At 70.0% G+C, this 22,350-nt stretch carries 22 protein-coding genes; 13 read left to right on the forward strand and 9 right to left on the reverse strand.

Annotation, left to right across the window (positions count from 1 at the left end):
• Positions 1–30: 30 nt before the first annotated feature.
• The 7 genes from OG842_RS29820 (at position 31) to OG842_RS29850 (ending at position 6,712) form a co-directional block, all read left to right on the forward strand.
• The gene (locus OG842_RS29820; protein WP_266736500.1) at positions 31–1,242 is read left to right on the forward strand and encodes a phosphoglycerate kinase; all 1,212 of its coding nucleotides are present in this window, start codon (positions 31–33) and stop codon (positions 1,240–1,242) included.
• Between the two features lie 6 nt (positions 1,243–1,248).
• On the forward strand, positions 1,249–2,025 hold the full coding sequence (gene tpiA / locus OG842_RS29825; RefSeq protein ID WP_266736498.1) for a triose-phosphate isomerase: 777 nt from the start codon (positions 1,249–1,251) through the stop codon (positions 2,023–2,025).
• 115 nt (positions 2,026–2,140) lie between these two features.
• Entirely contained in the window at positions 2,141–2,377 is a 237-nt protein-coding gene (secG, locus tag OG842_RS29830) for a preprotein translocase subunit SecG (protein ID WP_266736497.1), read from the forward strand.
• A 109-nt stretch (positions 2,378–2,486) separates the two neighbouring features.
• Positions 2,487–2,822, forward strand: a complete 336-nt coding sequence (locus tag OG842_RS29835; protein ID WP_072483070.1) for an RNA polymerase-binding protein RbpA — start codon at positions 2,487–2,489, stop codon at positions 2,820–2,822.
• A gap of 152 nt (positions 2,823–2,974) precedes the next feature.
• Complete coding sequence (pgi, locus tag OG842_RS29840; protein WP_266736495.1) at positions 2,975–4,627, forward strand: glucose-6-phosphate isomerase; 1,653 nt, start codon at positions 2,975–2,977, stop codon at positions 4,625–4,627.
• A 4-nt stretch (positions 4,628–4,631) separates the two neighbouring features.
• The gene (locus tag OG842_RS29845) at positions 4,632–5,135 is read left to right on the forward strand and encodes a PH domain-containing protein (protein WP_266736494.1); all 504 of its coding nucleotides are present in this window, start codon (positions 4,632–4,634) and stop codon (positions 5,133–5,135) included.
• Positions 5,132–6,712, forward strand: coding sequence for a PH domain-containing protein (locus OG842_RS29850; protein ID WP_266736493.1), 1,581 nt, complete (start codon positions 5,132–5,134; stop codon positions 6,710–6,712). The genes OG842_RS29845 and OG842_RS29850 overlap by 4 nt, the downstream gene beginning before the upstream one ends.
• 6 nt (positions 6,713–6,718) lie before the next feature.
• Here the strand turns inward: OG842_RS29850 and OG842_RS29855 are convergent, their stop codons facing one another.
• The 6 genes from OG842_RS29855 to tkt all read right to left on the reverse strand — a co-directional run bounded on the left by OG842_RS29855 (position 6,719) and on the right by tkt (position 13,727).
• Positions 6,719–7,081, reverse strand: a complete 363-nt coding sequence (locus tag OG842_RS29855; RefSeq protein ID WP_266736491.1) for a VOC family protein — start codon at positions 7,079–7,081, stop codon at positions 6,719–6,721.
• A 78-nt stretch (positions 7,082–7,159) separates the two neighbouring features.
• Positions 7,160–7,942: a 6-phosphogluconolactonase gene (pgl, locus tag OG842_RS29860; RefSeq protein WP_266736490.1), complete on the reverse strand. Its 783-nt coding sequence runs from the start codon at positions 7,940–7,942 to the stop codon at positions 7,160–7,162.
• Positions 7,939–8,952: a glucose-6-phosphate dehydrogenase assembly protein OpcA gene (opcA, locus tag OG842_RS29865; RefSeq protein WP_266736488.1), complete on the reverse strand. Its 1,014-nt coding sequence runs from the start codon at positions 8,950–8,952 to the stop codon at positions 7,939–7,941. Before opcA ends, pgl begins: the two co-directional genes overlap by 4 nt.
• A complete protein-coding gene (zwf, locus tag OG842_RS29870) occupies positions 8,949–10,481 on the reverse strand; it encodes a glucose-6-phosphate dehydrogenase (RefSeq protein ID WP_266736487.1) in 1,533 nt (510 codons plus the stop codon). The genes opcA and zwf overlap by 4 nt, the downstream gene beginning before the upstream one ends.
• 5 nt (positions 10,482–10,486) lie before the next feature.
• On the reverse strand, positions 10,487–11,605 hold the full coding sequence (gene tal / locus OG842_RS29875; protein ID WP_266736485.1) for a transaldolase: 1,119 nt from the start codon (positions 11,603–11,605) through the stop codon (positions 10,487–10,489).
• A gap of 34 nt (positions 11,606–11,639) precedes the next feature.
• Positions 11,640–13,727 (reverse strand): transketolase, encoded by a 2,088-nt coding sequence (gene tkt / locus OG842_RS29880; protein ID WP_266736484.1) that lies wholly within the window; start codon positions 13,725–13,727, stop codon positions 11,640–11,642.
• Between the two features lie 449 nt (positions 13,728–14,176).
• Here tkt and OG842_RS29885 point away from each other — a divergent pair, with 449 nt between their 5' ends.
• On the forward strand, positions 14,177–15,130 hold the full coding sequence (locus OG842_RS29885; RefSeq protein ID WP_266736482.1) for a heme o synthase: 954 nt from the start codon (positions 14,177–14,179) through the stop codon (positions 15,128–15,130).
• 110 nt (positions 15,131–15,240) lie between these two features.
• Positions 15,241–15,597 (forward strand): hypothetical protein, encoded by a 357-nt coding sequence (locus tag OG842_RS29890; RefSeq protein ID WP_259929401.1) that lies wholly within the window; start codon positions 15,241–15,243, stop codon positions 15,595–15,597.
• Between the two features lie 99 nt (positions 15,598–15,696).
• On the opposite strand, the gene OG842_RS29895 is transcribed toward OG842_RS29890, so the two are convergent.
• From OG842_RS29895 to OG842_RS29905, 3 genes are all read right to left on the reverse strand, one after another.
• Positions 15,697–16,710 carry a COX15/CtaA family protein gene (locus OG842_RS29895; protein WP_266736479.1) on the reverse strand — a complete coding sequence of 338 codons (1,014 nt, stop codon included), beginning with the start codon at positions 16,708–16,710 and terminating at the stop codon, positions 15,697–15,699.
• 99 nt (positions 16,711–16,809) lie between these two features.
• On the reverse strand, positions 16,810–17,577 hold the full coding sequence (locus OG842_RS29900; RefSeq protein WP_266736477.1) for an ABC transporter permease: 768 nt from the start codon (positions 17,575–17,577) through the stop codon (positions 16,810–16,812).
• Entirely contained in the window at positions 17,574–18,500 is a 927-nt protein-coding gene (locus OG842_RS29905; protein ID WP_266736475.1) for an ABC transporter ATP-binding protein, read from the reverse strand. The genes OG842_RS29900 and OG842_RS29905 overlap by 4 nt, the downstream gene beginning before the upstream one ends.
• Before the next feature lie 137 nt (positions 18,501–18,637).
• Between OG842_RS29905 and OG842_RS29910 the strand changes: the two genes are divergently transcribed.
• Genes OG842_RS29910 through OG842_RS29925 form a run of 4 tightly spaced genes read left to right on the forward strand, consistent with a single transcriptional unit; the run spans position 18,638 to position 22,350 of the window.
• The gene (locus OG842_RS29910; RefSeq protein ID WP_266736473.1) at positions 18,638–19,378 is read left to right on the forward strand and encodes a helix-turn-helix transcriptional regulator; all 741 of its coding nucleotides are present in this window, start codon (positions 18,638–18,640) and stop codon (positions 19,376–19,378) included.
• The gene (gene sufB / locus OG842_RS29915; RefSeq protein ID WP_266736472.1) at positions 19,375–20,796 is read left to right on the forward strand and encodes a Fe-S cluster assembly protein SufB; all 1,422 of its coding nucleotides are present in this window, start codon (positions 19,375–19,377) and stop codon (positions 20,794–20,796) included. Before OG842_RS29910 ends, sufB begins: the two co-directional genes overlap by 4 nt.
• A gap of 55 nt (positions 20,797–20,851) precedes the next feature.
• The gene (gene sufD / locus OG842_RS29920; protein ID WP_266736470.1) at positions 20,852–22,033 is read left to right on the forward strand and encodes a Fe-S cluster assembly protein SufD; all 1,182 of its coding nucleotides are present in this window, start codon (positions 20,852–20,854) and stop codon (positions 22,031–22,033) included.
• Positions 22,033–22,350 (forward strand): bifunctional 3-phenylpropionate/cinnamic acid dioxygenase ferredoxin subunit, encoded by a 318-nt coding sequence (locus OG842_RS29925; RefSeq protein WP_148834126.1) that lies wholly within the window; start codon positions 22,033–22,035, stop codon positions 22,348–22,350. Before sufD ends, OG842_RS29925 begins: the two co-directional genes overlap by 1 nt.

A 22,350-nucleotide genomic window follows, 5' to 3' on the forward strand; every position in this document is an offset into this window, starting at 1 on the left:
GCTCTCCCGCCCTCCAAGGAGTCCAGCAAGATGAAGACGATCGACGAACTGATCGCCGAAGGGGTCACCGGCAAGCGCGTATTCGTGCGCGCCGACCTCAACGTGCCGCTGAGCGGCACCACCATCACCGACGACGGCCGGATCCGTGCCGTCCAGCCGACCGTCGAGAAGCTCGTCGCGGCCGGCGCGCGGGTCGTAGTGGCCTCGCACCTGGGCCGCCCCAAGGGCGCCCCGGACCCCGCCTTCTCCCTGGCGCCCGCCGCCGCCCGTCTCGGTGAACTCATCGGAGCCGACGTGGCGTTCGCGACCGACACGGTCGGCGAGTCCGCCCGCGCCGCGGTCGCCGGTCTCGCCGACGGCCAGGTCGCCGTCCTGGAGAACCTCCGCTTCAACCCGGGTGAGACGTCCAAGGACGACGCCGAGCGCGGCGCGTTCGCCGACCAGCTCGCCGAACTCGCCGACCTCTACGTGGGCGACGGCTTCGGGGCCGTGCACCGCAAGCACGCCTCGGTCTTCGACCTCCCGGCCCGGCTGCCGCACGCCGCCGGTGACCTGATCGCCACCGAGGTCGGCGTCCTGAAGAAGCTCACCGAGAACGTCGAGCGCCCGTACGCCGTGGTGCTCGGCGGCTCCAAGGTCTCCGACAAGCTCGGCGTCATCGACCACCTCCTGGAGCGTGCCGACCGCATCCTGATCGGCGGCGGCATGGCGTACACCTTCCTCAAGGCCCAGGGCCACGAGGTCGGCAGCTCGCTGCTCCAGGAGGACCAGATCCCGGCGGTGCTGGAGTACCTCAAGCGCGCCGAGGACAAGGGCGTGGAGTTCGTGCTCCCCGTCGACGTAGTGGTCTCCGCGCAGTTCCCGGACCTCAAGAGCAAGGCCCCCACCGAGCACCGCACGGTGCCCGCGGACGCCATGCCTGCCGGTTTCATGGGCCTGGACAACGGCCCCGAGACCAACAAGCTGTACGCATCGAAGCTCGCCGACGCCGCCACCGTCTTCTGGAACGGCCCGATGGGCGTCTTCGAGCACCCCGACTACGCCGAGGGCACCCGGGCAGTCGCCCAGGCCCTCGTCGACTCCTCGGGCTTCAGTGTCGTCGGCGGTGGCGACTCCGCCGCGGCCGTCCGCACCCTGGGCTTCGACGAGAACGCATTCGGACACATCTCGACCGGTGGCGGTGCCAGCCTCGAATACCTCGAGGGCAAGACGCTTCCCGGCCTCGCCGCACTGGAGGACTGACCTTTCATGACCACTCGTACCCCGCTGATGGCGGGCAACTGGAAGATGAACCTCAACCACCTCGAGGCCATCGCACACACCCAGAAGCTCGGCTTCGCGCTGACCGACAAGGACTACGACGCCGTCGAGGTCGCCGTCCTGCCGCCCTTCACCGACCTGCGCTCCGTGCAGACCCTGGTCGAGGGCGACAAGCTGAAGATCAAGTACGGCGCCCAGGACATCTCGGCGCACGACTCCGGTGCGTACACCGGTGAGATCTCCGGCCCGATGCTCGCCAAGCTGCGGTGCACCTACGTCGCCGTCGGCCACAGCGAGCGCCGCCAGTACCACGGCGAGACCGACGAGATCTGCAACGCCAAGGTGAAGGCCGCGTACAAGCACGGCCTGACCCCGATCCTCTGCATCGGCGAGGGCCTGGACGTCCGCAAGGCCGGTGACCAGGTCTCCTACACCCTCGCGCAGCTCGACGGCGGTCTGAAGGACGTCCCGGCCGAGCAGGCCGAGTCCATCGTGATCGCGTACGAGCCGGTCTGGGCCATCGGCACCGGTGAGGTCGCCACCCCCGAGGACGCCCAGGAGGTCTGCGGTGCGATCCGCGGCCGGCTGGCCGAGCTGTACTCGCAGGAGCTGGCCGACGCGGTCCGTATCCAGTACGGCGGCTCGGTGAAGTCCGGCAATGTCGCCGCGATCATGGCGCAGCCCGACGTGGACGGAGCGCTGGTCGGCGGCGCCGCGCTGGACGCCGACGAGTTCGTCAAGATCGTCCGCTTCCGCGACCAGTGAGTATGCGGTAGCGCGGATCCGTCGTACCCTTGCGGGGGCCGCGGAGGGTGTAACCTCCCGGCCCCCGTAATCAGCACATGCAGTCCAGAGGAATTCCGGAAAGTAGGGACCAGCCGTGATTTTGGCGTTCGAGATCGCCCTGATCGTCTTCAGCCTGCTGCTGATGCTGCTGGTGCTGATGCACAAGGGAAAGGGCGGCGGCCTCTCCGACATGTTCGGTGGCGGCATGCAGTCGTCGGTCGGCGGCTCCTCGGTCGCCGAACGGAACCTCGACCGGATCACCGTGTTCGTCGGTCTGGCATGGTTCGCGTGCATTGTTGTGCTTGGTCTGCTGATCAAGCTGGACAACTGACCCGTCGTACGCGATTCCCGGTGATGGTGTAACTCCTTTCACTGGACGCGCGTTGGGCCTTACGTAGACTGGGGCATCTTCGAGCACCATCACGCAGGGAGTTACGACCGTGGCAAGTGGCAACGCGATCCGGGGAAGCCGGGTCGGAGCGGGGCCGATGGGGGAGGCCGAGCGCGGTGAGTCCGCGCCGCGCCTCCGCATCTCCTTCTGGTGCTCGAACGGGCACGAGACGCAGCCGAGCTTCGCCAGTGACGCGCAGGTACCGGAGACTTGGGACTGCCCGCGCTGCGGCTTCCCGGCCGGCCAGGACCGGGACAGCCCGCCGGACCCGCCGCGCACCGAGCCGTACAAGACGCACCTCGCGTACGTACGCGAGCGGCGCAGCGACGCGGACGGCGAGGCCATTCTCGCCGAGGCGCTGGCGAAACTCCGGGGCGAAATCTAGAAGTTGTCCGGCCGGGCACCCACAGGGTGTCCGGCCGGACCGCTTTCGCCGTGCCGCAGGTCTCCATTGCCTCGTCGGCCCTTCTGATCAATTAGGTTTGTAGGTGCAGCGGGGCATCTGCAGGCACGAGAAGAATTGGGCTGATTTCCGGGATGAACACACGAAGCCGAACCAGGCTCAACCAGACGCCCGAGTGGACAGCTCTGGGCAAGCACCGCGAGCAGTTCGGGACGACCCATCTGCGGCAGCTCTTCGCGGACGATCCGGAGCGCGGCACCGAATACACCCTGACGGTCGGCGATCTGTACGTCGACTACTCCAAGCACCTGGTCACCGACGAGACGCTTCGGCTGCTGCGCGAGCTCGCCGCGGCCACCGGGGTGGCCGGGCTGCGGGACGCGATGTTCCGCGGCGAGAAGATCAACACCACCGAGGACCGCGCCGTTCTGCACACCGCGCTGCGTGCCCCGCGCGACGCGGTGATCGAGGTCGACGGCGAGAACGTGGTGCCGGGTGTGCACGCCGTGCTCGACCGGATGGCGGCGTTCTCCGACCGCGTCAGGTCGGGGGAGTGGACCGGCCACACCGGCAAGCGCATCAAGAACGTCGTCAACATCGGCATCGGCGGCTCCGACCTCGGCCCGGCCATGGCGTACGAGGTGCTGCGCTCCTTCACGGACCGCGACCTCACCGTCCGCTTCGTGTCGAACGTCGACGGCGCCGACCTCCACGAGGCGGTGCGCGATCTCGACCCGGCCGAGACGCTCTTCGTCATCGCGTCGAAGACCTTCACCACGATCGAGACGATCACCAACGCCACCTCGGCCCGCGACTGGCTGCTGACCGGTCTGAGGGCCGATCAGGACGCCGTCGCCAAGCACTTCGTGGCGCTGTCCACGAATGCCGGCAAGGTCGCGGACTTCGGCATCGACACCGCCAACATGTTCGAGTTCTGGGACTGGGTCGGCGGGCGCTACTCGTACGACTCCGCCATCGGCCTCTCGCTGATGATCGCCATCGGCCCGGACCGGTTCCGCGAGATGCTCGACGGTTTCCACCTCGTCGACGAGCACTTCCGCACCGCCCCCGCCGAATCCAACGTCCCCATGCTGCTGGGGCTGTTGGGCGTCTGGTACGGCGCGTTCTTCGACGCCCAGTCGCACGCGGTGCTGCCGTACAGCCACTATCTGTCCAAGTTCACCGCGTACTTGCAGCAGCTGGACATGGAGTCCAACGGCAAGTCCGTGGACCGGGACGGCAATCCGGTCGACTGGCAGACCGGACCGGTCGTCTGGGGCACCCCCGGCACCAACGGACAGCACGCCTATTATCAGCTGATCCACCAGGGCACCAAGGTCATCCCGGCCGACTTCATCGGCTTCGCCGAGCCGGTCGCCGACCTGCTGCCCGGCCTGGTCGCCCAGCACGATCTGCTGATGGCCAACTTCTTCGCCCAGACCCAGGCGCTGGCCTTCGGAAAGACGCCGGACGAGGTCCGCGCCGAGGGCGTCGCCGAGGAACTGGTGCCGCACAAGACCTTCCTGGGCAACCACCCGACGACGACGATCCTCGCCGACCGGCTGACCCCGTCCGTCCTCGGCCAGCTGATCGCGCTGTACGAGCACAAGGTCTTCGTCCAGGGCGCCGTCTGGAACATCGACTCCTTCGACCAGTGGGGCGTCGAGCTGGGCAAGGTCCTCGCCAAGAAGATCGAGCCGGTGCTCACCGGGGGCGAGGGGGGCGAGCAGCTGGACAGCTCGACCGCCGCGCTCGTCGGGGCGTACCGCGCCCGCCGGGGGCGCTGAGCCGATGACCACGGGGGAGGGGACGGTGCGGCTGCGGCCGCCGAACAACACGCTGGACCCGAGGGCCGTCGGGTGGTGGCGGGCCCAGTGGCTGCTGCTGACCGCCGCCCCCGTGGCCGTCCTGGCCGTGCTGGGCGCGTTCATCGGGCCCGCCCGGTTCTGGCTGCTGACGGCCGCCGCGGTCCTCGCGGTCCTCGGCACCGGCTGCGCCGTCCTCCTCCCCTCGTGGTGGTTCCGCACCCACCGCTGGGAGGTCACCGACGAAGCGGTGTACGTCAGGACCGGGGTCTTCCGGCAGGAGTGGCGGATCGCGCCGATGTCCCGGATCCAGACCGTGGACACCGTGCGCGGACCGCTCGAACAGCTCTACCGGCTCGCCACGGTCACCGTGACCACCGCGTCGGCCAGGGGCGCGGTCCGGATCGAGGGCCTCGACCACGAGACGGCGGCCGGGCTGGCCGAGCGGCTGACCCGGATCACCCAGGCCACCCCCGGGGACGCCACATGAGCCCCGGGGCGGCGCTCTCCCCCTCCCCGGACGCCGGGGAAGGCCGGAGCCCGGCCCAGGAGCCCGGCACGGCCACCTCCGTCGACTGGCGGCGGCTGGACCGGCGCACGGTCCTGGTCAGCGCACTCGTCACGGCCGGGGTGGCGGCCGGCGCGGCCGTTCCCACCACGCTCGGCCTGTCCGGGCGGTTCGGCCTCGACGCCGCCGTCGCCTGGGTCCTCGCCGGCTCGGTCCTGCTGATCGGCTCCGCGGCGGCCGGCGACTACGTACGGTGGCGCCGCACCCGCTACCGCGTCGGTGGCGAGCGGGTCGATCTCCACACCGGGCTGTTCCTGGTCAAGAAGCGCTCACTGGCCCGGGAGCGCATCCGCAGCGTCGACCTCACCGCCCATCTGCTGCAACGGGTACTCGGCCTGGTCACCGTCCGCATCGGCACCGGTGAGCACTCCGGCAACGACTCCACCCTGGAGCTCGACCCGGTCCCCAGGGCCGAGGGCGAACGGCTCCGCCGCGAACTGCTGGAACGTACGGCCACCGGCGTCCCGGGCACCCACCGCGAGGGCGAGCTCGTCGCCCTCGACCCGCGCTGGATCCGCTACGCACCGGTCTCCTTCGTCGCCCCCGCGCTCGGCGGTGCGGCAGCCGGTGCGGTGATGCAGGTCAGCGACTGGTTCGGGGCACAGGGGCGGGTGATCGAGTGGATCGGCGAGCGCTTCCGGGACACCTCGCTGACCGCCATGATCATGATCCTTGCCGTCACCGCAGTGGCCGCCGGTGTCGTGGGCGCGCTCGGCCTGTGGGTCGAGATGTGGTGGAACTACCGGCTGGAGCGCGAGCCCGGCGGCACCCTGCGCATCCGGCGCGGACTGCTGACCTCCCGGTCCGTCTCCATCGAGGAACGGCGGCTGCGCGGGGTCGAGCTCGTCGAACCGATCGGCATCCGGGCGTTCGGCGCAGCCCGGGTCGACGCGATCACCACCGGACTGGCCAAGGACGACGAGGAACAGCACGGCGACCACAACACCCTGCTGCCCGCCGCGCCCAGGCCCGTCGCCGACGCGGTGGCCGCCGACGTGCTGCGCGAGACCACGTCCCCGACCGGCGCCCCACTGACCGGGCACCCCCGCGCCGCCCGCGGCCGCAGGCTGCGCCGGGCGTTCTGGGCCGTCCTGGTCCCGGTGGCCGTGTCGGCTCTCCTGGGCGCGCTGCTGACACCCGTACTGCTCTGGATCGCGCTCGGCTGCGCCGTCGTGGGGCTGCCGGCCGGGGTGTTCCTGGCCCGCGACGCCTACCGCGGTCTCGGGCACGCGATCAGCGGCGACTACCTGGTGGTGAGGTCGGGCACGGTCCGGCGCTCGACCGCCGCGCTGGAGCGGGCCGGAGTCATCGGCTGGACGGTCCGGCAGACCTACTTCCAGCGGCGGGCCGGAGTCCTGAGCGTCACCGCGACGACGGCCGCCGGAGCGGGTGCGTACACGGCGTACGACACGGACGCGGGCGAGGGCCTCGACTTCGCCGCGAAGGCCGTGCCCGGTCTGCTGGAGCCCTTCCTGGAGCGCGTCCCGCCCGCCGGGTGAGCCCGGTCAGCCGTGCGTGGTGTCGATGACGCAGAATCTGTTGCCCTCGGGGTCCGCCAGTACGACGAAGTCCGGGTCGTCCGGGTACAGATCCCAGTCCACCCGCATCGCGCCGAGCGCGATCAGCCGGTCCACCTCGGCGTCCTGCTCCTCGGTGTAGAGATCGAGGTGGACCCGGGGGACCTCCTGCACGGGCGTACCGCTGAGGTCCAGAGCCAGGCCGACGCCGGGCCCCTCGGCCGGGACCAGCACCACCCAGTCGTCGTCCGTCGCCGGCTCACGCTCCACGTAGCCGAGCGCCGCCTTCCAGAACGCCGCCGCACGCCGTACGTCCGACGCGCCCATCACCATGGTCCCGATACGCACCATGGCGCGATCCTTTCACGCGACAGGCCCGGCCGCTCCGAGGAGCGAACCGGGCCTGTGCGCAACCGTGCTGACGTACGGTCAGGGCGAGGCGGGCGGATACAGCGCGCGCGGCAGCCGGGAGGCCGCCGCCGCGTCCAGCAGCCACAGCGTGCGGCTGCGCCCGTACGCACCGGCCGCCGGGGCCTGGATCTCCCCGGCACCCGACAGCGCGATCTCCGCGGCCTCCGCCTTGTCCTCGCCGGCGGCGAGCAGCCACACCTCGCGCGCCGCCCGGATCGCGGGCAGCGTGAGCGAGATGCGGGTGGGCGGCGGCTTGGGGGCGCCGTGCACACCGACGACGGTGCGCTCGGTCTCCCGTACCGCGGGCAGCTCCGGGAAGAGCGACGCGACATGCGTGTCCGGGCCGACGCCCAGCATCAGCACATCGAACGTCGGCACCGGACCGTGGTCCTCCGGGCCGGCTGCCGCGGCCAGTTCACCGGCGTACGCGGCCGCCGCCGCGTCGGCGTCGTTGCCCCAGGGGCCGTCCGAAGCGGGCATCGCGTGCACCCGGGACGGGTCCAGCTCCACCGAGTCCAGCAGGGCCTCGCGGGCCTGCGTGACATTGCGCTCCGGGTCGCCCTCGGGCAGGAACCGCTCGTCGCCCCACCACAGATCGAGCCGCGACCAGTCGATCGCGTCCCGGGCGGGCGCGGCGGCGAGCGCGGCCAGCAGGCCGTTGCCGTTGCGCCCGCCGGTGAGGACCACCGAGGCGTGGCCGCGTGCGGTCTGGGCGTCCACGATCTTCGTGATCAGCCGGGCCGCGGCGGCCAGCGCCATCAGCTCCTTGTCGCGGTGCACGACAAGTTGAGGAGCACTCACTTCGACGCCGCCTTCTTGGCCGCGGTCTTCTTCGCGGCGGCCGGGGCGGCGTCCGCCGCGGGCTCGGCCGGCTTCGGCTCCGCCGGTCCGCCGAGCTTCTCCACGCCGAACTTCACCGTCGCCGCGTACGTGTTGTCCGGGTCCAGACGGCGCAGCTCCTCGGCGAGCAGCTCGGCGGTGTCCCGCCGCTTGAGCGCCACCGCGCGGTCCGGCTGGCCCTGCATCGAGAGCGTGGCCAGCGAACCGTCGGGACGGTCCAGGACGATGGTGCCGCTCTTGGTCTCCATCCGCACGGCCGTCAGACCGGGACCGGCGGAGACGGTGCGCTCCACCGGGACCCCGAGCCGGTCCGCGAGCCACATGGCGAGCAGCTCGCAGCTCGGGTTCTCCGACTCGCCCTCGACCGTCGCCGAGACGACCTGGGCGGACTGCTGGTCGAGCGAGGCCGCCAGCATCGAGCGCCACGGCGTGATGCGGGTCCACGCCAGATCGGTGTCGCCCGGGGTGTACGAGTCGGCGCGGATCGCCAGCTCCTGGCCAGGGTGCTCCGCCGAGTACGCGTCCGTGATCCGGCGCTGGGCGAGCGCGCCCAGCGGGTCCTTCGCCGGGTCGGCGGGTGCGTCCTCGGGCCACCAGACCACGACCGGGGCGTCCGGCAGCAGCAGCGGCAGCACCACCGACTGGGCGTGGTTGACCAGCTCGCCGTGGAGACGCAGCACGACCGTCTCGCCGGTGCCCGCGTCGGAACCGACCCGCACCTCGGCGTCGAGCCGGGCGTCCCGGCGGCTGCGCGGCGAGCGGCTGACCCGCTTGATCACCGCGATGATCCGCGAGGGGTGCTCGCGCGAGGCGTCACCGGCCGACTTGAGCGCGTCGTACGCGTTCTCCTCGTCGGTGACGATGACCAGGGTGAGCACCATGCCGATGGCCGGCGTGCCGATGGCACGGCGGGCCGAGACCAGCGCCTGGTTGATCTTGCTGGAAGTGGTCTCCGTCAGATCGATCTTCATGGCCGGCGCCAGCTCCGTCCGTCTCGTGCGAGCATCTCGTCGGCCTCGGCCGGACCCCAGGAACCCGCCGGGTACTGGGCGGGCTTGCCGTGCTTGTCCCAGTACTGCTCGATCGGGTCGAGGATGTTCCAGGAGAGCTCGACCTCCTGGTGCCGGGGGAAGAGGTTGGCGTCGCCGAGCAGCACATCGAGGATGAGCCGCTCGTAGGCCTCCGGGCTGGACTCCGTGAAGGACTCGCCGTACGCGAAGTCCATCGTGACGTCCCGGACCTCCATCGAGGTGCCGGGCACCTTGGAGCCGAACCGCACGGTCACGCCCTCGTCCGGCTGCACCCGGATGACCAGGGCGTTGCCGCCCAGCTCCTCGGTGGCGCCGGACTCGAAGGGCAGGTACGGGGCCCGCTTGAAGACGACCGCGATCTCCGTGACCCGGCGGCCGAGCCGCTTTCCGGTACGGAGGTAGAACGGCACGCCCGCCCAGCGGCGGTTGTTGATCGTCAGCTTGATCGCGGCGTAGGTGTCGGTCTTCGACTTGGGGTCGATGCCGTCCTCTTCGAGGTAGCCGCGGACCTCCTCGCCGCCCTGCCACGCGTGCTCGTACTGGGCGCGCACCGTGTGCTTGCCCAGGTCCTCCGGCAGCTCCACCGCCGTGAGCACCTTGAGCTTCTCGGCGACCAGGGCCTTCGGATGGAAGGAGCCGGGCTCCTCCATCGCGGTCAGCGCCAGCAGCTGGAGCAGGTGGTTCTGGATGACGTCACGGGCGGCGCCGATGCCGTCGTAGTAGCCGGCCCGGCCACCGATGCCGATGTCCTCGGCCATCGTGATCTGGATGTGGTCGACGTACGACCGGTTCCAGATCGGCTCGAACATCGTGTTGGCGAACCGCAGCGCCAGGATGTTCTGGACCGTCTCCTTGCCCAGGTAGTGGTCGATCCGGAAGACCTCGTTGGGCGGGAAGACGTCGTGCACGATCTGGTTGAGCTCCTGTGCGCTCTTCAGATCGTGGCCGAAGGGCTTCTCGATGACGGCACGCCGCCAGGAGCCCTCCTTCTGGTCCGCGAGGCCGTGCTTCTTGAGCTGCTGGACGACCTTGGGGAAGAACTTCGGCGGCACGGACAGGTAGAAGGCGAAGTTGCCTCCCGTGCCCTGCGCCTTGTCCAGCTCCTGGATCGTGTTCTTCAGCTGCTCGAAGGCATCGTCGTCGTCGAAGTTGCCCTGGACGAAGCGCATCCCCTGGATGAGCTGCTGCCAGACCTCCTCGCGGAACGGCGTACGGGCGTGCTGCTTGACGGCGTCGTGGACCTCTTGTGCGAAGTCCTCGTCCTGCCACTCGCGGCGCGCGAAACCGATGAGGGAGAAGCCCGGCGGCAACAGGCCGCGATTGGCCAGGTCGTACACGGCGGGCATCAACTTTTTACGGGACAAATCGCCCGTGACTCCGAAGATCACCAGACCCGACGGCCCCGCGATGCGCGGGAGCCGTCGGTCCTGGGGGTCACGAAGCGGATTGGCTCCGGGAACACCAGACAAGGTGGTCAGCCCTCCGAAGGGGCGAGGCGCTTGAGCTCCGCCTCGGTCGAGTTGAGCAGGTCGATCCAGGACGCCTCGAACTTCTCGACGCCCTCGTCCTCAAGGAGCTGGACGACGTCGTCGTAGGAGATCCCGAGCTTCGCCACGGCGTCGAGCTCGGCGCGGGCCTGCTCGTAGGTGCCGGCGATGGTGTTGCCGGTGACCTCCCCGTGGTCCGCCGTGGCGTCCAGGGTGGCCTCGGGCATGGTGTTCACCGTGCCGGGGGCCACCAGGTCGACGACGTACAGGGTGTCCTTGTACGCGGGGTCCTTGACGCCGGTCGAGGCCCACAGCGGACGCTGCTTGTTGGCCTGCGCCTTGTCCAGGGCGGCCCAGCGCTCCGAGGAGAAGACCTCTTCGTACGCCTGGTAGGCGAGCCGGGCGTTGGCGAGCGCCGCCTTGCCCTTGAGGGCCTTGGCCTCGCCGGTGCCGACGGTGTCCAGGCGCTTGTCGATCTCGGTGTCCACGCGGGACACGAAGAAGGAGGCCACCGAGTGGATCAGGGAGAGGTCCAGGCCCGCGGCCTTCGCCTTCTCCAGGCCCGCCAGGTAGGCGTCCATGACCTCGCGGTAGCGCTCCAGCGAGAAGATCAGCGTGACGTTGACGCTGATGCCCTTGCCGATGACCTCGGTGATCGCCGGGAGACCGGCCTTCGTCGCCGGGATCTTGATGAGCGTGTTGGGCCGGTCCACCAGCCAGGCCAGCTGCTTGGCCTCGGCGACGGTGGCCGCGGTGTGGTGGGCCAGACGCGGGTCGACCTCGATGGAGACCCGGCCGTCCTGGCCGTCCGTGGCGTCGAAGACCGGGCGCAGGATGTCCGCCGCGTCCCGCACGTCGGCCGTGGTGATCATGCGGATGGCCTCGTCGACGGTGACCTTGCGGGTGGCGAGGTCGGTGAGCTGCTGCTCGTACCCGTCGCCCGAGGAGATCGCCTTCTGGAAGATCGACGGGTTGGTGGTGACGCCCACGACGTGCTGCTGGTCGATCAGCTCGGCGAGATTGCCGGAGGTGATCCGCTTGCGCGACAGGTCATCGAGCCAGATCGCCACGCCCTCGTCGGAGAGGCGCTTGAGTGCGTCTGTCATGAGAATTGCATCTCCTACTAGTCGTATATCGGCGTCAGCGCGTGGCTGCGGCGAGAGATTCCCGCGCGGCGGCGGCGACGTGCTCGCCGGTGAAACCGAACTCGCGGAAGAGGACCTTGGCGTCGGCCGAGGCACCGAAGTGCTCCAGCGACACGATCCGGCCGGCGTCACCGACATAGCGGTACCAGGTCAGACCGATGCCGGCCTCGACCGCGACGCGCGCCTTCACGGACGGCGGCAGAACGCTGTCCTTGTACGCCTGGTCCTGCTCCTCGAACCACTCGACCGAGGGCATCGAGACCACCCGGGTCGGAATGCCGGCCGCCTGGAGCTCCTCGCGCGCCTCGACCGCGAGGTGCACCTCGGAGCCGGTGCCGATCAGCAGCACCTGCGGCTCGCCACCGTCGGCCTCGAAGAGCACGTAACCGCCCTTGGCCGCGTCCTCGTTCGCCTCGTACGTCGGAACGCCCTGGCGGGTCAGCGCCAGGCCGTGCGGGGCGCCCTTGCCGAACACCTTGGTGTAGCGGCGCAGGATCTCGCGCCAGGCGATGGAGGTCTCGTTGGCGTCGGCCGGGCGGACGATGTTCAGGCCCGGGATGGCGCGCAGCGAGGCCAGGTGCTCCACCGGCTGGTGGGTCGGGCCGTCCTCGCCGAGACCGATCGAGTCGTGCGTCCACACGTACGTCACCGGCAGGTGCATCAGCGCGGACAGGCGCACGGCGTTGCGCATGTAGTCGGAGAACACCAGGAAGGTGCCGCCGTAGATACGGGTGTTGCCGTGCAGCGCGATGCCGTTCATGGCGGCGGCCATGGCGTGCTCGCGGATGCCGAAGTGGATCGTGCGGCCGTACGGGTCCGCGCCCGGCAGCGGGTTGCCCACCGGGAGGAACGACGACGTCTTGTCGATCGTGGTGTTGTTCGAGCCCGCGAGGTCGGCGGAGCCGCCCCACAGCTCGGGGATGATCTCGCCGAGTGCCTGGAGCACCTTGCCGGAGGCGGCGCGGGTGGCGACACCCTTGCCCGGCTCGAAGACCGGGAGCTTGTCCTCCCAGCCCGCGGGCAGTTCGCCGGCGGAGATCCGGTCGAACTCGGCGGCGCGCTCCGGGTTGGCGGTGCGCCACGCGGCGAAGCTCTTCTCCCACTCGCCCTTGGCCTCGCGGCCGCGGTCCAGCGCCTCACGAGTGTGGGCGATGACCTCGTCGGCGACCTCGAAGGTCTTCTCCGGGTCGAAGCCGAGGACCCGCTTGGTCGCCGCGACCTCATCGGCGCCGAGCGCCGAGCCGTGCGAGGCCTCGGTGTTCTGGGCGTGCGGAGCGGGCCAGGCGATGATCGAGCGGGCCGCGATGAACGACGGGCGCCCGGTCTCGGCCTTGGCCGCCTGGAGCGCCGCGTACAGACCCGCCGGGTCCAGGTCGCCGTTGGGCAGCTGGTCGACGCGCTGGACGTGCCAGCCGTACGCCTCGTACCGCTTCAGGGTGTCCTCGGAGACCGCGGTCTCCGTGTCGCCCTCGATGGAGATGTGGTTGTCGTCCCACAGCAGGACCAGGTTGCCGAGCTTCTGGTGCCCGGCCAGCGAGGACGCCTCGGCGGAGATGCCCTCCTGGAGGCAGCCGTCACCGGCGACGGCCCAGACCATGTGGTCGAAGGGGGAGGTGCCGGGGGCCGCGTCCGGGTCGAACAGGCCGCGCTCGTAGCGGGCGGCCATCGCCATGCCCACCGCGTTGGCGACACCCTGGCCCAGCGGGCCCGTGGTCGTCTCGACGCCGGTGGTGTGGCCGTACTCCGGGTGACCGGGGGTCTTCGAGCCCCAGGTACGGAAGGCCTTGAGGTCATCGAGCTCCAGGCCGTACCCGGCCAGGTAGAGCTGGATGTAGAGGGTCAGGCTGGTGTGACCGGCCGACAGAACGAACCGGTCGCGTCCGGCCCAGTCCGCGTCGGCGGGGTCGTGGCGCATCACCTTCTGGAAGAGGGTGTACGCGGCGGGAGCGAGGCTCATGGCCGTACCAGGGTGGCCGTTTCCGACCTTCTGTACGGCGTCCGCTGCAAGGACACGGACAGTGTCCACGGCCCGCTGGTCCAATTCGGTCCACTGGAGATCTGTGGTGGTCGGCTTGGTGCTCACCCTGAGTCAGGGCTCCTCTCCACTGTTGTAAACCGGTGACTGTGACCGCACCGGGCGTTGTCGAGCCTACCCCCGTCGGAACAAGCATTTTCCGCTGCTTTCCAGGGTGCAGGCGGCCCGCTGAGTTCGCCTCCCGTATGAGCGCGACGGCTCACTTCTGCGCCACTCCGATGAGCGCCTCTCCTTACTTATGGGCCCTCCTATGAGCGTGTCCTCCTACTTCTGTGCCGCCCCGGTCGGCGGGTCGCTGGTCACGCGCAGTATCACGACGGCGGGAACCGCGGCCCGGGTGCCGCGACACGGGGGAGCGGGACCCCCGCTTCCGCGCCTCCTCAACACGACCCACCCCCGCGAAGGAGGGCCTGTCCCCAACGTCTACAGTGGTCTGGTTCGCGCAAGTCTTTACCGGGCCTTCACGCCCGGAGCTTGCTGGGATTTCTCTGTCAGGGGTGTGCGTGACGGCCGTCGAGTCCCGACCCGCAGGGGTCGCCTTGACTCCCAGCCCAGGGGGCCATCGCCCGTTCGGGGCCCGTGTCAAGGCATTCGTGGCGCTGACCAAGCCGCGGATCATCGAGCTGTTGCTGATCACCACTGTTCCGGTGATGTTCCTCGCCGCTCAGGGCGTGCCCGACCTGTGGCTCGTGCTCGCCACCACCGTCGGCGGATATCTCTCCGCGGGTGGTGCCAACGCGCTGAACATGTACATCGACCGCGACATCGACGCGCTGATGGACCGTACGTCGCAGCGCCCGCTGGTCACCGGCATGGTGAGCCCGCGTGAGTGCCTGGCCTTCGGCTTCGCGCTCGCCGCGATCTCGACGGTCTGGTTCGGCCTGCTGGTCAACTGGCTGTCGGCGGCGCTGTCGCTCGGCGCGCTGCTGTTCTACGTCGTCGTCTACACGATGCTGCTCAAGCGCCGAACCTCGCAGAACATCGTCTGGGGCGGCATCGCGGGCTGCATGCCGGTCCTCATCGGCTGGTCGGCCGTGACGAACTCCATGTCGTGGGCGGCCGTCATCCTCTTCGCCGTCATCTTCTTCTGGACGCCGCCGCACTACTGGCCGCTCTCCATGAAGGTGAAGGACGACTACGCCCGGGTCGGCGTGCCGATGCTCCCGGTCATCGCGTCCAACCGGGTGGTGGCCCGCCAGATCGTCATCTACAGCTGGGTGATGGTGGCCGTCTCGCTGCTGCTGACCCCGCTGGGCTACACCGGCTGGTTCTACACGGCGGTGGCGCTGCTGACCGGCGGGTTCTGGCTCTGGGAGGCGCACGGCCTGCAGAACCGGGCCAAGGCCGGTGTGACCGGGGCCAAGCTCAAGGAGATGCGGCTGTTCCACTGGTCCATCACCTATGTCTCCCTGCTCTTCGTCGCCGTGGCGGTCGACCCCTTCCTGAGGTAGTCCCGCTGCTCGGTTCCTGCTGATGATTCCTGCCGACGGGCGGGGTGCGTGGTCCAAGCCACGTACCCCGCCCGTCGCGCGTCGAGCTACCCGTCGGTAGCATTCTGAACATGGCTGAGACGGCAGAGACCCAGGTGGAGAGCGGCAAGCAGGCGGCCCGCGCGGAGCGCAGGGCGGCGAAGCTCGCCAAGGAGATCGGCGCCTTCGCCAAGGCGCACGGCGGCGCGGAGGGACAGCTCGCCTACATCGGGCAGCGGGGCGCCCGCATCGTGCTCGTGGGCGAGGACGGCGGCTGGGGCGATCTGGTCGCCCCCTCGTACGCGGTCGCCGAGAGCGCCACGCGCAAGGCCGGGATCACGATGCACGACGAGTTCGACGGGGAGTTCGCCGCGAAGGTCCGCACCGGCCCGTACGAGTGGACGCGGATGGCAGGCATCCAGATCGGCGGCCCCTCCGACAAGGCCTGACCAGCACTTCCCTGTACAACGACGATCGCCGGACGGATTCCTTCTCGGAACCGTCCGGCGATCGTCGTCGTGCGTCGTACAGGGAAGTGGCCGCGGCGGTCAGCCGGCCGCCGCGGGCTCCGGCTGCTCGGCGGCGGGGCCGGGCACCGCGGTCACGGCCACGGGGCGCTCGCGCAGCGACAGGATCACCCGCACGACCGCGATCCACACCAGGCACGAGCCCAGCATGTGCAGACCGACCAGGATCTCCGGCGTGTCGGTGAAGTACTGCACGTACCCGATCACGCCCTGGGCCATCAGCACCAGGAAGAGGTCACGGGCGCGGTGCAGCGGGCCGGTCGGCGCGTCCACGGCCTTCAGTACGAACCAGAGGGCGACGGTCAGAGCCACCACGACCCAGGCCAGATCGGCGTGCAGTTGCGCGATCATCTTCCAGTCGATCGGGATGCGGTGCACGTCGCTGGAGTCGCCCGCGTGCCGCCCGGCGCCCGTGACCACGGTGCCGACCGCGACCAGCAGCCCCGCGGCGACCGCGAGCAGCCAGGTCAGCTGGGAGACCGCCTTGCCGACCAGCGGCCGGGGCGCCTCGTCGCCCTCGCCGACCCGCTGCCAGGTCACCATCGCGACGGTGAGCAGTGCCGTGGAGAGCAGGAAGTGTGCCGCGACGGTGTACGGGTTGAGGCCGACCAGCACCACGATGCCACCGAGCACGGCGTTGCCCATGACCACCCAGAACTGCAGCCAGCCGAGCTTCGTCAGGCTGCGCCGCCAGGGCTTGGCGGACCGGGCGGCGATGATCGCCCACCCGACGGCCGCGCACAGCACGTACGTCAGCATCCGGTTGCCGAACTCGATGGCGCCGTGGAAGCCCATCTCGCTCGTGGCCGTGAGGCTCTCGTCGGTGCACTTGGGCCAGGTCGGGCAGCCGAGGCCGGAGCCGGTCAGCCGCACCGCGCCGCCGGTCACCACGATGAGCACGGCCATGACCACGGCGGACATGGCCGCACGGCGGACCGTACGGGGGGAGGGGGTCCATCGCTCGGCGATGTACAGGAGCGGGTTCCGCGCGGCTTGAGCGACTTCGGCTCGGGTCAGCTTGGGCACGCGCACCATCGTAGGCGGCGGCTTGTGCAAGCTTTCACGAGGGGGACGAGTTACCCCGAAACGTCGACGGAGCGCGTCCGCGCGCTCACGTACGGGAGGCCGCCGGGCTCACTCCCAGCGGAAGAACTTCGCCGCCGCGCCCAGCCCCAGGACCGCCCACACAGCCAGGACGCCGAGGTCGCCCCAGGGAATCGCCGCGCCGTGCTGGAGCACGTCCCGCAGACCGTCCGACAGGGCCGCGATCGGCAGCAGCCCGAGCACCGACTGCACCGCGTCCGGGAACTTGTCCAGCGGCACGATGACCCCGCCGCCGACCAGCAGCAGAAGGAAGACCAGGTTGGCCGCGGCGAGCGTCGCCTCCGCCTTGAGCGTCCCGGCCATCAGCAGCCCGAGCCCGGAGAAGGCCGCCGTGCCGAGCACGAGCAGCAGCAGGACGGAGAGGGGGTTGCCGTGCGGCGACCAGCCGAGCGCGAACGCGATCACCGTGAGCAGCGCCACCTGGAGCACCTCGGTGACCAGCACCGCGAGGGTCTTCGCGGTCATCAGCGCCCAGCGCGGCAGCGGCGAGGCCGCGAGCCGCTTGAGCACCCCGTACCGCCGCTCGAAGCCGGTGGCGATGGCCTGGCCCGTGAAGGCCGTGGACATCACGGCGAGTGCGAGGATGCCGGGCGCCAGGAAGTCGACGGACTCGCCCGCGCCGGTGTCCACGATGTCGACCGCGCTGAACAGCACCAGCAGCAGCGTCGGGATGATCACGGTCAGCAGCAGCTGCTCGCCGTTGCGCAGCAGCATCCGCGTCTCCAGGGCGGTCTGCGCGGCGATCATGCGGCCCAGCGGGGAGGCGCCGGGCCGGGGGGTGTACGTACCGGCGCTCATGCGCGCAGCTCCTTGCCGGTCAGTTCCAGGAAGACGTCCTCCAGCGTGTGCCGCTCCACGGAGATGCCCGACGGCATCACTCCGTGCTGGGCGCACCAGGAGGTGACGGTGGCCAGCAGCTCCGGGTTCACGTCCCCGGAGATGCGGTACGCGCCCGGGACGAGCTCGGCCGCCTCGGAGCCGTCCGGCAGCGCCTTCAGCAGCGAGCCGATGTCGAGACCGGGGCGGCCGGTGAAGCGCAGGGTGTTCTCGGCGCCGCCCCGGCAGAGCGTCTCGGGGCTGCCCTGGGCGATGACCTTGCCCGCGTCGATGACGGCGACGTCGTCGGCGAGCTCCTCGGCCTCGTCCATGAAGTGCGTGGTGAGGACCACGGACACGCCGTCGGTGCGCAGCTCGCGCACGAGCTCCCAGGTGGAGCGGCGGGCCTGCGGGTCCAGGCCGGCGGTCGGCTCGTCGAGGAAGACCAGTTCGGGACGGCCCACGACGGCCATCGCCAGGGCGAGCCGCTGCTGCTGGCCGCCGGAGAGCCGCCGGTAGGTCGTGCGGCCGCAGCCGCCGAGGCCGAGGCGCTCGATCAGGGTGTCGACGTCCAGCGGGTGGGCGTGGAGCTTCGCCATGTGGCGGAGCATCTCGTCGGCGCGCGCTCCGGAGTAGACACCGCCCGACTGGAGCATCACGCCGATCCGGGGGCGGAGCCTCGCGGCATCGGCGACCGGGTCGAGGCCGAGGACCCGCACCGTGCCGGCGTCGGGGCGGCGGTAGCCCTCGCAGGTCTCGATCGTGGTGGTCTTGCCGGCGCCGTTGGGGCCGAGGACGGCGGTGACGGCGCCTGCGCTCACACACAGGTCGAGGCCGTCCACAGCGGTCTTGGGGCCGTACCGCTTCACCAGGCCGCGGACCTGTACGGCCGACTCGCTCTTCATGGCGGGTAAGTCTAGGCAGGGGTGGAACGGCCCCCGTCTCCCGGGGCCGGATTAGGTGACCCTAAGTGATGAACGGCACCGTAGATCGTTTCGGACCGTGGTTGTCAGGGCCGGATGAATTACGCAACAATGGCGTTGTGAAATACGTTGGCGAGGCTCCGCAGGAGGAACTCGCGACCGGAGAGCGCTCGACGCGCAACCGGGTCGCGCGCTCCATCCTGGACCACGGCCCGTCCACCGTCGCCGATCTGGCGAAGCGCCTCGGCCTCACCCAGGCAGCGGTCCGCCGCCATCTCGACGCCCTCGTCACCGACAGCGTCGTGGAGGCCCGTGAGCAGCGGGTCTACGGGGCGCGGACCCGTGGCCGCCCGGCCAAGGTGTTCGCCCTCACCGACTGCGGCCGGGACGCCTTCGACCAGTCCTACGACAAGCTCGCGACGGACGCCCTGCGCTGGATCGCCGAGACCGCGGGTGAGGAAGCGGTCACCGCTTTCGCCCGCGCCAGGATCGAGGCCCAGTCCGAGGCGTACCGCACGGCGGTCGAGGCCGCGGACCCCGAGGCCCGCACCGAAGCGCTGGCCAAGGCCCTGTCCGTCGACGGGTACGCTGCTACGGCGCGTAGCGCGCCCGGTCCGCAGCGGGGCGAGCAGCTGTGCCAGCACCACTGCCCGGTCGCACATGTCGCCGAGCAGTACCCGCAGCTGTGCGAGGCGGAGACGGAGTTCTTCTCCAGCCTCCTCGGGACGCATGTGCAGCGTCTGGCCACCATCGCCCACGGCGACGGCGTGTGCACGACGTACATTCCGCGCAGCGGCCACTCAGCACCACAGACCACCAATTCAGCATCTGCAAGCACGGCCGGGAGGAACCCCGCATGACGCTCCCTACGGAGACTGCCCACCCTGAGCTCGAGGGTCTGGGTACGTACGAATTCGGCTGGGCCGACTCCGACGCGGCGGGCGCCGCCGCCAAGCGCGGGCTCTCCGAGGAGGTCGTACGCGACATCTCGGCGAAGAAGAACGAGCCCGAGTGGATGCTGAAGCTGCGCCTCAAGGGTCTGCGCCTCTTCGACAAGAAGCCCATGCCGAACTGGGGCTCCGACCTGTCGGGCATCGACTTCGACAACATCAAGTACTTCGTGCGGTCCACGGAGAAGCAGGCGGAGTCCTGGGAGGACCTGCCCGAGGACATCAAGAACACCTACGACAAGCTCGGCATCCCGGAGGCGGAGAAGCAGCGCCTGGTCGCCGGTGTCGCCGCGCAGTACGAGTCCGAGGTCGTCTACCACCAGATCCGTGAGGACCTGGAGGAGCAGGGCGTCATCTTCCTGGACACCGACACCGCGCTGAAGGAGCACCCGGAGCTCTTCAAGGAGTACTTCGGCACCGTCATCCCGGTCGGCGACAACAAGTTCGCCTCGCTGAACTCGGCCGTGTGGTCCGGCGGCTCGTTCATCTACGTGCCCAAGGGTGTCCACGTCGACATCCCGCTCCAGGCCTACTTCCGTATCAACACGGAGAACATGGGCCAGTTCGAGCGGACGCTGATCATCGTCGACGAGGACGCCTACGTCCACTACGTCGAGGGCTGCACCGCCCCGATCTACTCCTCCGACTCGCTGCACTCCGCGGTCGTCGAGATCATCGTGAAGAAGGGCGGCCGCTGCCGCTACACGACGATCCAGAACTGGTCGAACAACGTCTACAACCTGGTCACCAAGCGCGCCGTGGCCTACGAGGGCGCGACCATGGAGTGGGTCGACGGCAACATCGGCTCCAAGGTCACCATGAAGTACCCGGCCGTCTACCTGATGGGCGAGCACGCCAAGGGCGAGACCCTGTCCATCGCCTTCGCGGGCGAGGGCCAGCACCAGGACGCCGGCGCCAAGATGGTCCACATGGCGCCGAACACCTCCTCCAACATCGTCTCCAAGTCGGTGGCGCGAGGCGGCGGCCGTACCTCCTACCGCGGTCTGATCGAGATCGGCGAGGGCGCACCGGGCGCGAAGTCCAACGTGCTCTGCGACGCGCTGCTGGTCGACACGATCTCGCGCTCCGACACCTACCCGTACGTCGACGTCCGCGAGGACGACGTGTCGATGGGTCACGAGGCGACCGTCTCCAAGGTCTCCGAGGACCAGCTCTTCTACCTGATGAGCCGCGGTCTGACGGAGTTCGAGGCGATGGCGATGATCGTGCGCGGCTTCGTCGAGCCGATCGCGAAGGAGCTGCCGATGGAGTACGCCCTTGAGCTCAACCGGCTGATCGAGCTGCAGATGGAGGGTTCGGTCGGCTAGCAGGCCCGACGACCGACCCCCGATTTCGACAGAGAAAGCGAGCACTACGACAGCCATGGCTGAGGCTCAGAACATCCCGGCGGGCTCCACCACCACCGGATCCATCGCGGTGGCCGCCGAGTCGACCGTCGCCACGCGCATGAGCGCGCCCCCGTCCTTCGACGTCGCGGACTTCCCGGTCCCGCACGGCCGCGAGGAGGAGTGGCGGTTCACGCCGCTGGAGCGGCTGCGCGGGCTGCACGACGGCACGGCCGTCGCCACCGGCGGCGGTGTGAAGGTGGCGATCGAGGCCCCCGAGGGCGTCACCGTCGAGACCGTCGGCCGTGACGACTCCCGGCTCGGCAGGGCCGGCACCCCGGTGGACCGCGTCGCCGCCCAGGCGTACACGTCCTTCGAGCAGGCGTCCGTCGTCACGGTCGCCAAGGAGGCCGTGCTCACCGAGCCGATCCGCATCGCGGTGCACGGCGAGGGCGGCGTGGCCTACGGCCAACAGGTCGTCGAGCTGGGCGCCTTCGCCGAGGCCGTCGTCGTCATCGACCACACCGGTGACGCGGTGCTCGCCGCCAACGTGGACTACGTCCTCGGTGACGGCGCGAAGCTCACCGTCGTCTCCGTGCAGGACTGGGACGAGACCGCGGTCCACGTCGGCCAGCACAACGCGCTGGTCGGCCGGGACGCCTCGTTCAAGTCGATCGTCGTCACCTTCGGCGGTGACCTCGTCCGCCTCCACCCGCGCGTCAGCTACGCGGGCACCGGCGGCGAGGCCGAGCTCTTCGGTCTGTACTTCACCGACAAGGGCCAGCACCAGGAGCACCGCCTCCTGGTCGACCACAACACCCCGCACTGCAAGTCCAACGCCGCCTACAAGGGCGCGCTCCAGGGCGAAGGCGCACACGCCGTGTGGATCGGAGACGTCCTCATCCAGGCCAAGGCCGAGGGCACCGACACCTACGAGATGAACCGCAACCTCGTCCTCACGGACGGCGCGCGGGTCGACTCCGTGCCGAACCTGGAGATCGAGACCGGCGAGATCGTCGGCGCCGGCCACGCCTCGGCGACCGGCCGCTTCGACGACGAGCAGCTCTTCTACCTGATGTCCCGGGGCATCGACGCCGAGGAGGCCCGTCGCCTCGTCGTGCGCGGGTTCTTCGCCGAGCTCGTCCAGCAGATCGGTCTGCCGGACGTAGAGGCGCGGCTGCTGGAGAAGATCGAGGCCGAGCTGAAGGCTTCCGTCTGATGGCCTTCGTCAAAGCCTGTGCGCTGAGTGAGCTGGAGGACGACACCCCCAAGCGGGTGGAGCTCGACGGCGTCCCGGTGTCCGTCGTCCGTACCGAGGGCGAGGTGTTCGCGATCAACGACATCTGCTCGCACGCGAACGTGTCCCTGTCCGAGGGCGAGGTCGAGGACTGCTCGATCGAGTGCTGGCTGCACGGCTCCAGCTTCGACCTGCGCACCGGCAAGCCGTCCGGCCTTCCCGCGACGCGCCCCGTCCCCGTATACCCCGTCAAGATCGAAGGGGACGATGTGCTCGTCTCCGTCACCCAGGAGTCCTGA

Origin of the sequence: Streptomyces sp. NBC_00376 (assembly GCF_036077095.1) — a bacterium.
Lineage (GTDB): Bacteria > Actinomycetota > Actinomycetes > Streptomycetales > Streptomycetaceae > Streptomyces.

Coding starts and splice junctions, on each gene's coding strand:
- OG842_RS29905 (WP_266736475.1), bottom strand. CDS start 18,500: ATGAAGAGCGAGTCGGCCGTACAGGTCCGCGGCCTGGTGAAGCGGTAC.
- OG842_RS29895 (WP_266736479.1), bottom strand. CDS start 16,710: ATGGTGCGCGTGCCCAAGCTGACCCGAGCCGAAGTCGCTCAAGCCGCG.
- OG842_RS29820 (WP_266736500.1), top strand. CDS start 31: ATGAAGACGATCGACGAACTGATCGCCGAAGGGGTCACCGGCAAGCGC.
- opcA (WP_266736488.1), bottom strand. CDS start 8,952: ATGAAGATCGATCTGACGGAGACCACTTCCAGCAAGATCAACCAGGCG.
- OG842_RS29855 (WP_266736491.1), bottom strand. CDS start 7,081: ATGGTGCGTATCGGGACCATGGTGATGGGCGCGTCGGACGTACGGCGT.
- tpiA (WP_266736498.1), top strand. CDS start 1,249: ATGACCACTCGTACCCCGCTGATGGCGGGCAACTGGAAGATGAACCTC.
- pgi (WP_266736495.1), top strand. CDS start 2,975: ATGAACACACGAAGCCGAACCAGGCTCAACCAGACGCCCGAGTGGACA.
- OG842_RS29890 (WP_259929401.1), top strand. CDS start 15,241: ATGGCTGAGACGGCAGAGACCCAGGTGGAGAGCGGCAAGCAGGCGGCC.
- OG842_RS29900 (WP_266736477.1), bottom strand. CDS start 17,577: ATGAGCGCCGGTACGTACACCCCCCGGCCCGGCGCCTCCCCGCTGGGC.
- OG842_RS29925 (WP_148834126.1), top strand. CDS start 22,033: ATGGCCTTCGTCAAAGCCTGTGCGCTGAGTGAGCTGGAGGACGACACC.
- sufD (WP_266736470.1), top strand. CDS start 20,852: ATGGCTGAGGCTCAGAACATCCCGGCGGGCTCCACCACCACCGGATCC.
- OG842_RS29845 (WP_266736494.1), top strand. CDS start 4,632: ATGACCACGGGGGAGGGGACGGTGCGGCTGCGGCCGCCGAACAACACG.
- tal (WP_266736485.1), bottom strand. CDS start 11,605: ATGACAGACGCACTCAAGCGCCTCTCCGACGAGGGCGTGGCGATCTGG.
- sufB (WP_266736472.1), top strand. CDS start 19,375: ATGACGCTCCCTACGGAGACTGCCCACCCTGAGCTCGAGGGTCTGGGT.
- OG842_RS29850 (WP_266736493.1), top strand. CDS start 5,132: ATGAGCCCCGGGGCGGCGCTCTCCCCCTCCCCGGACGCCGGGGAAGGC.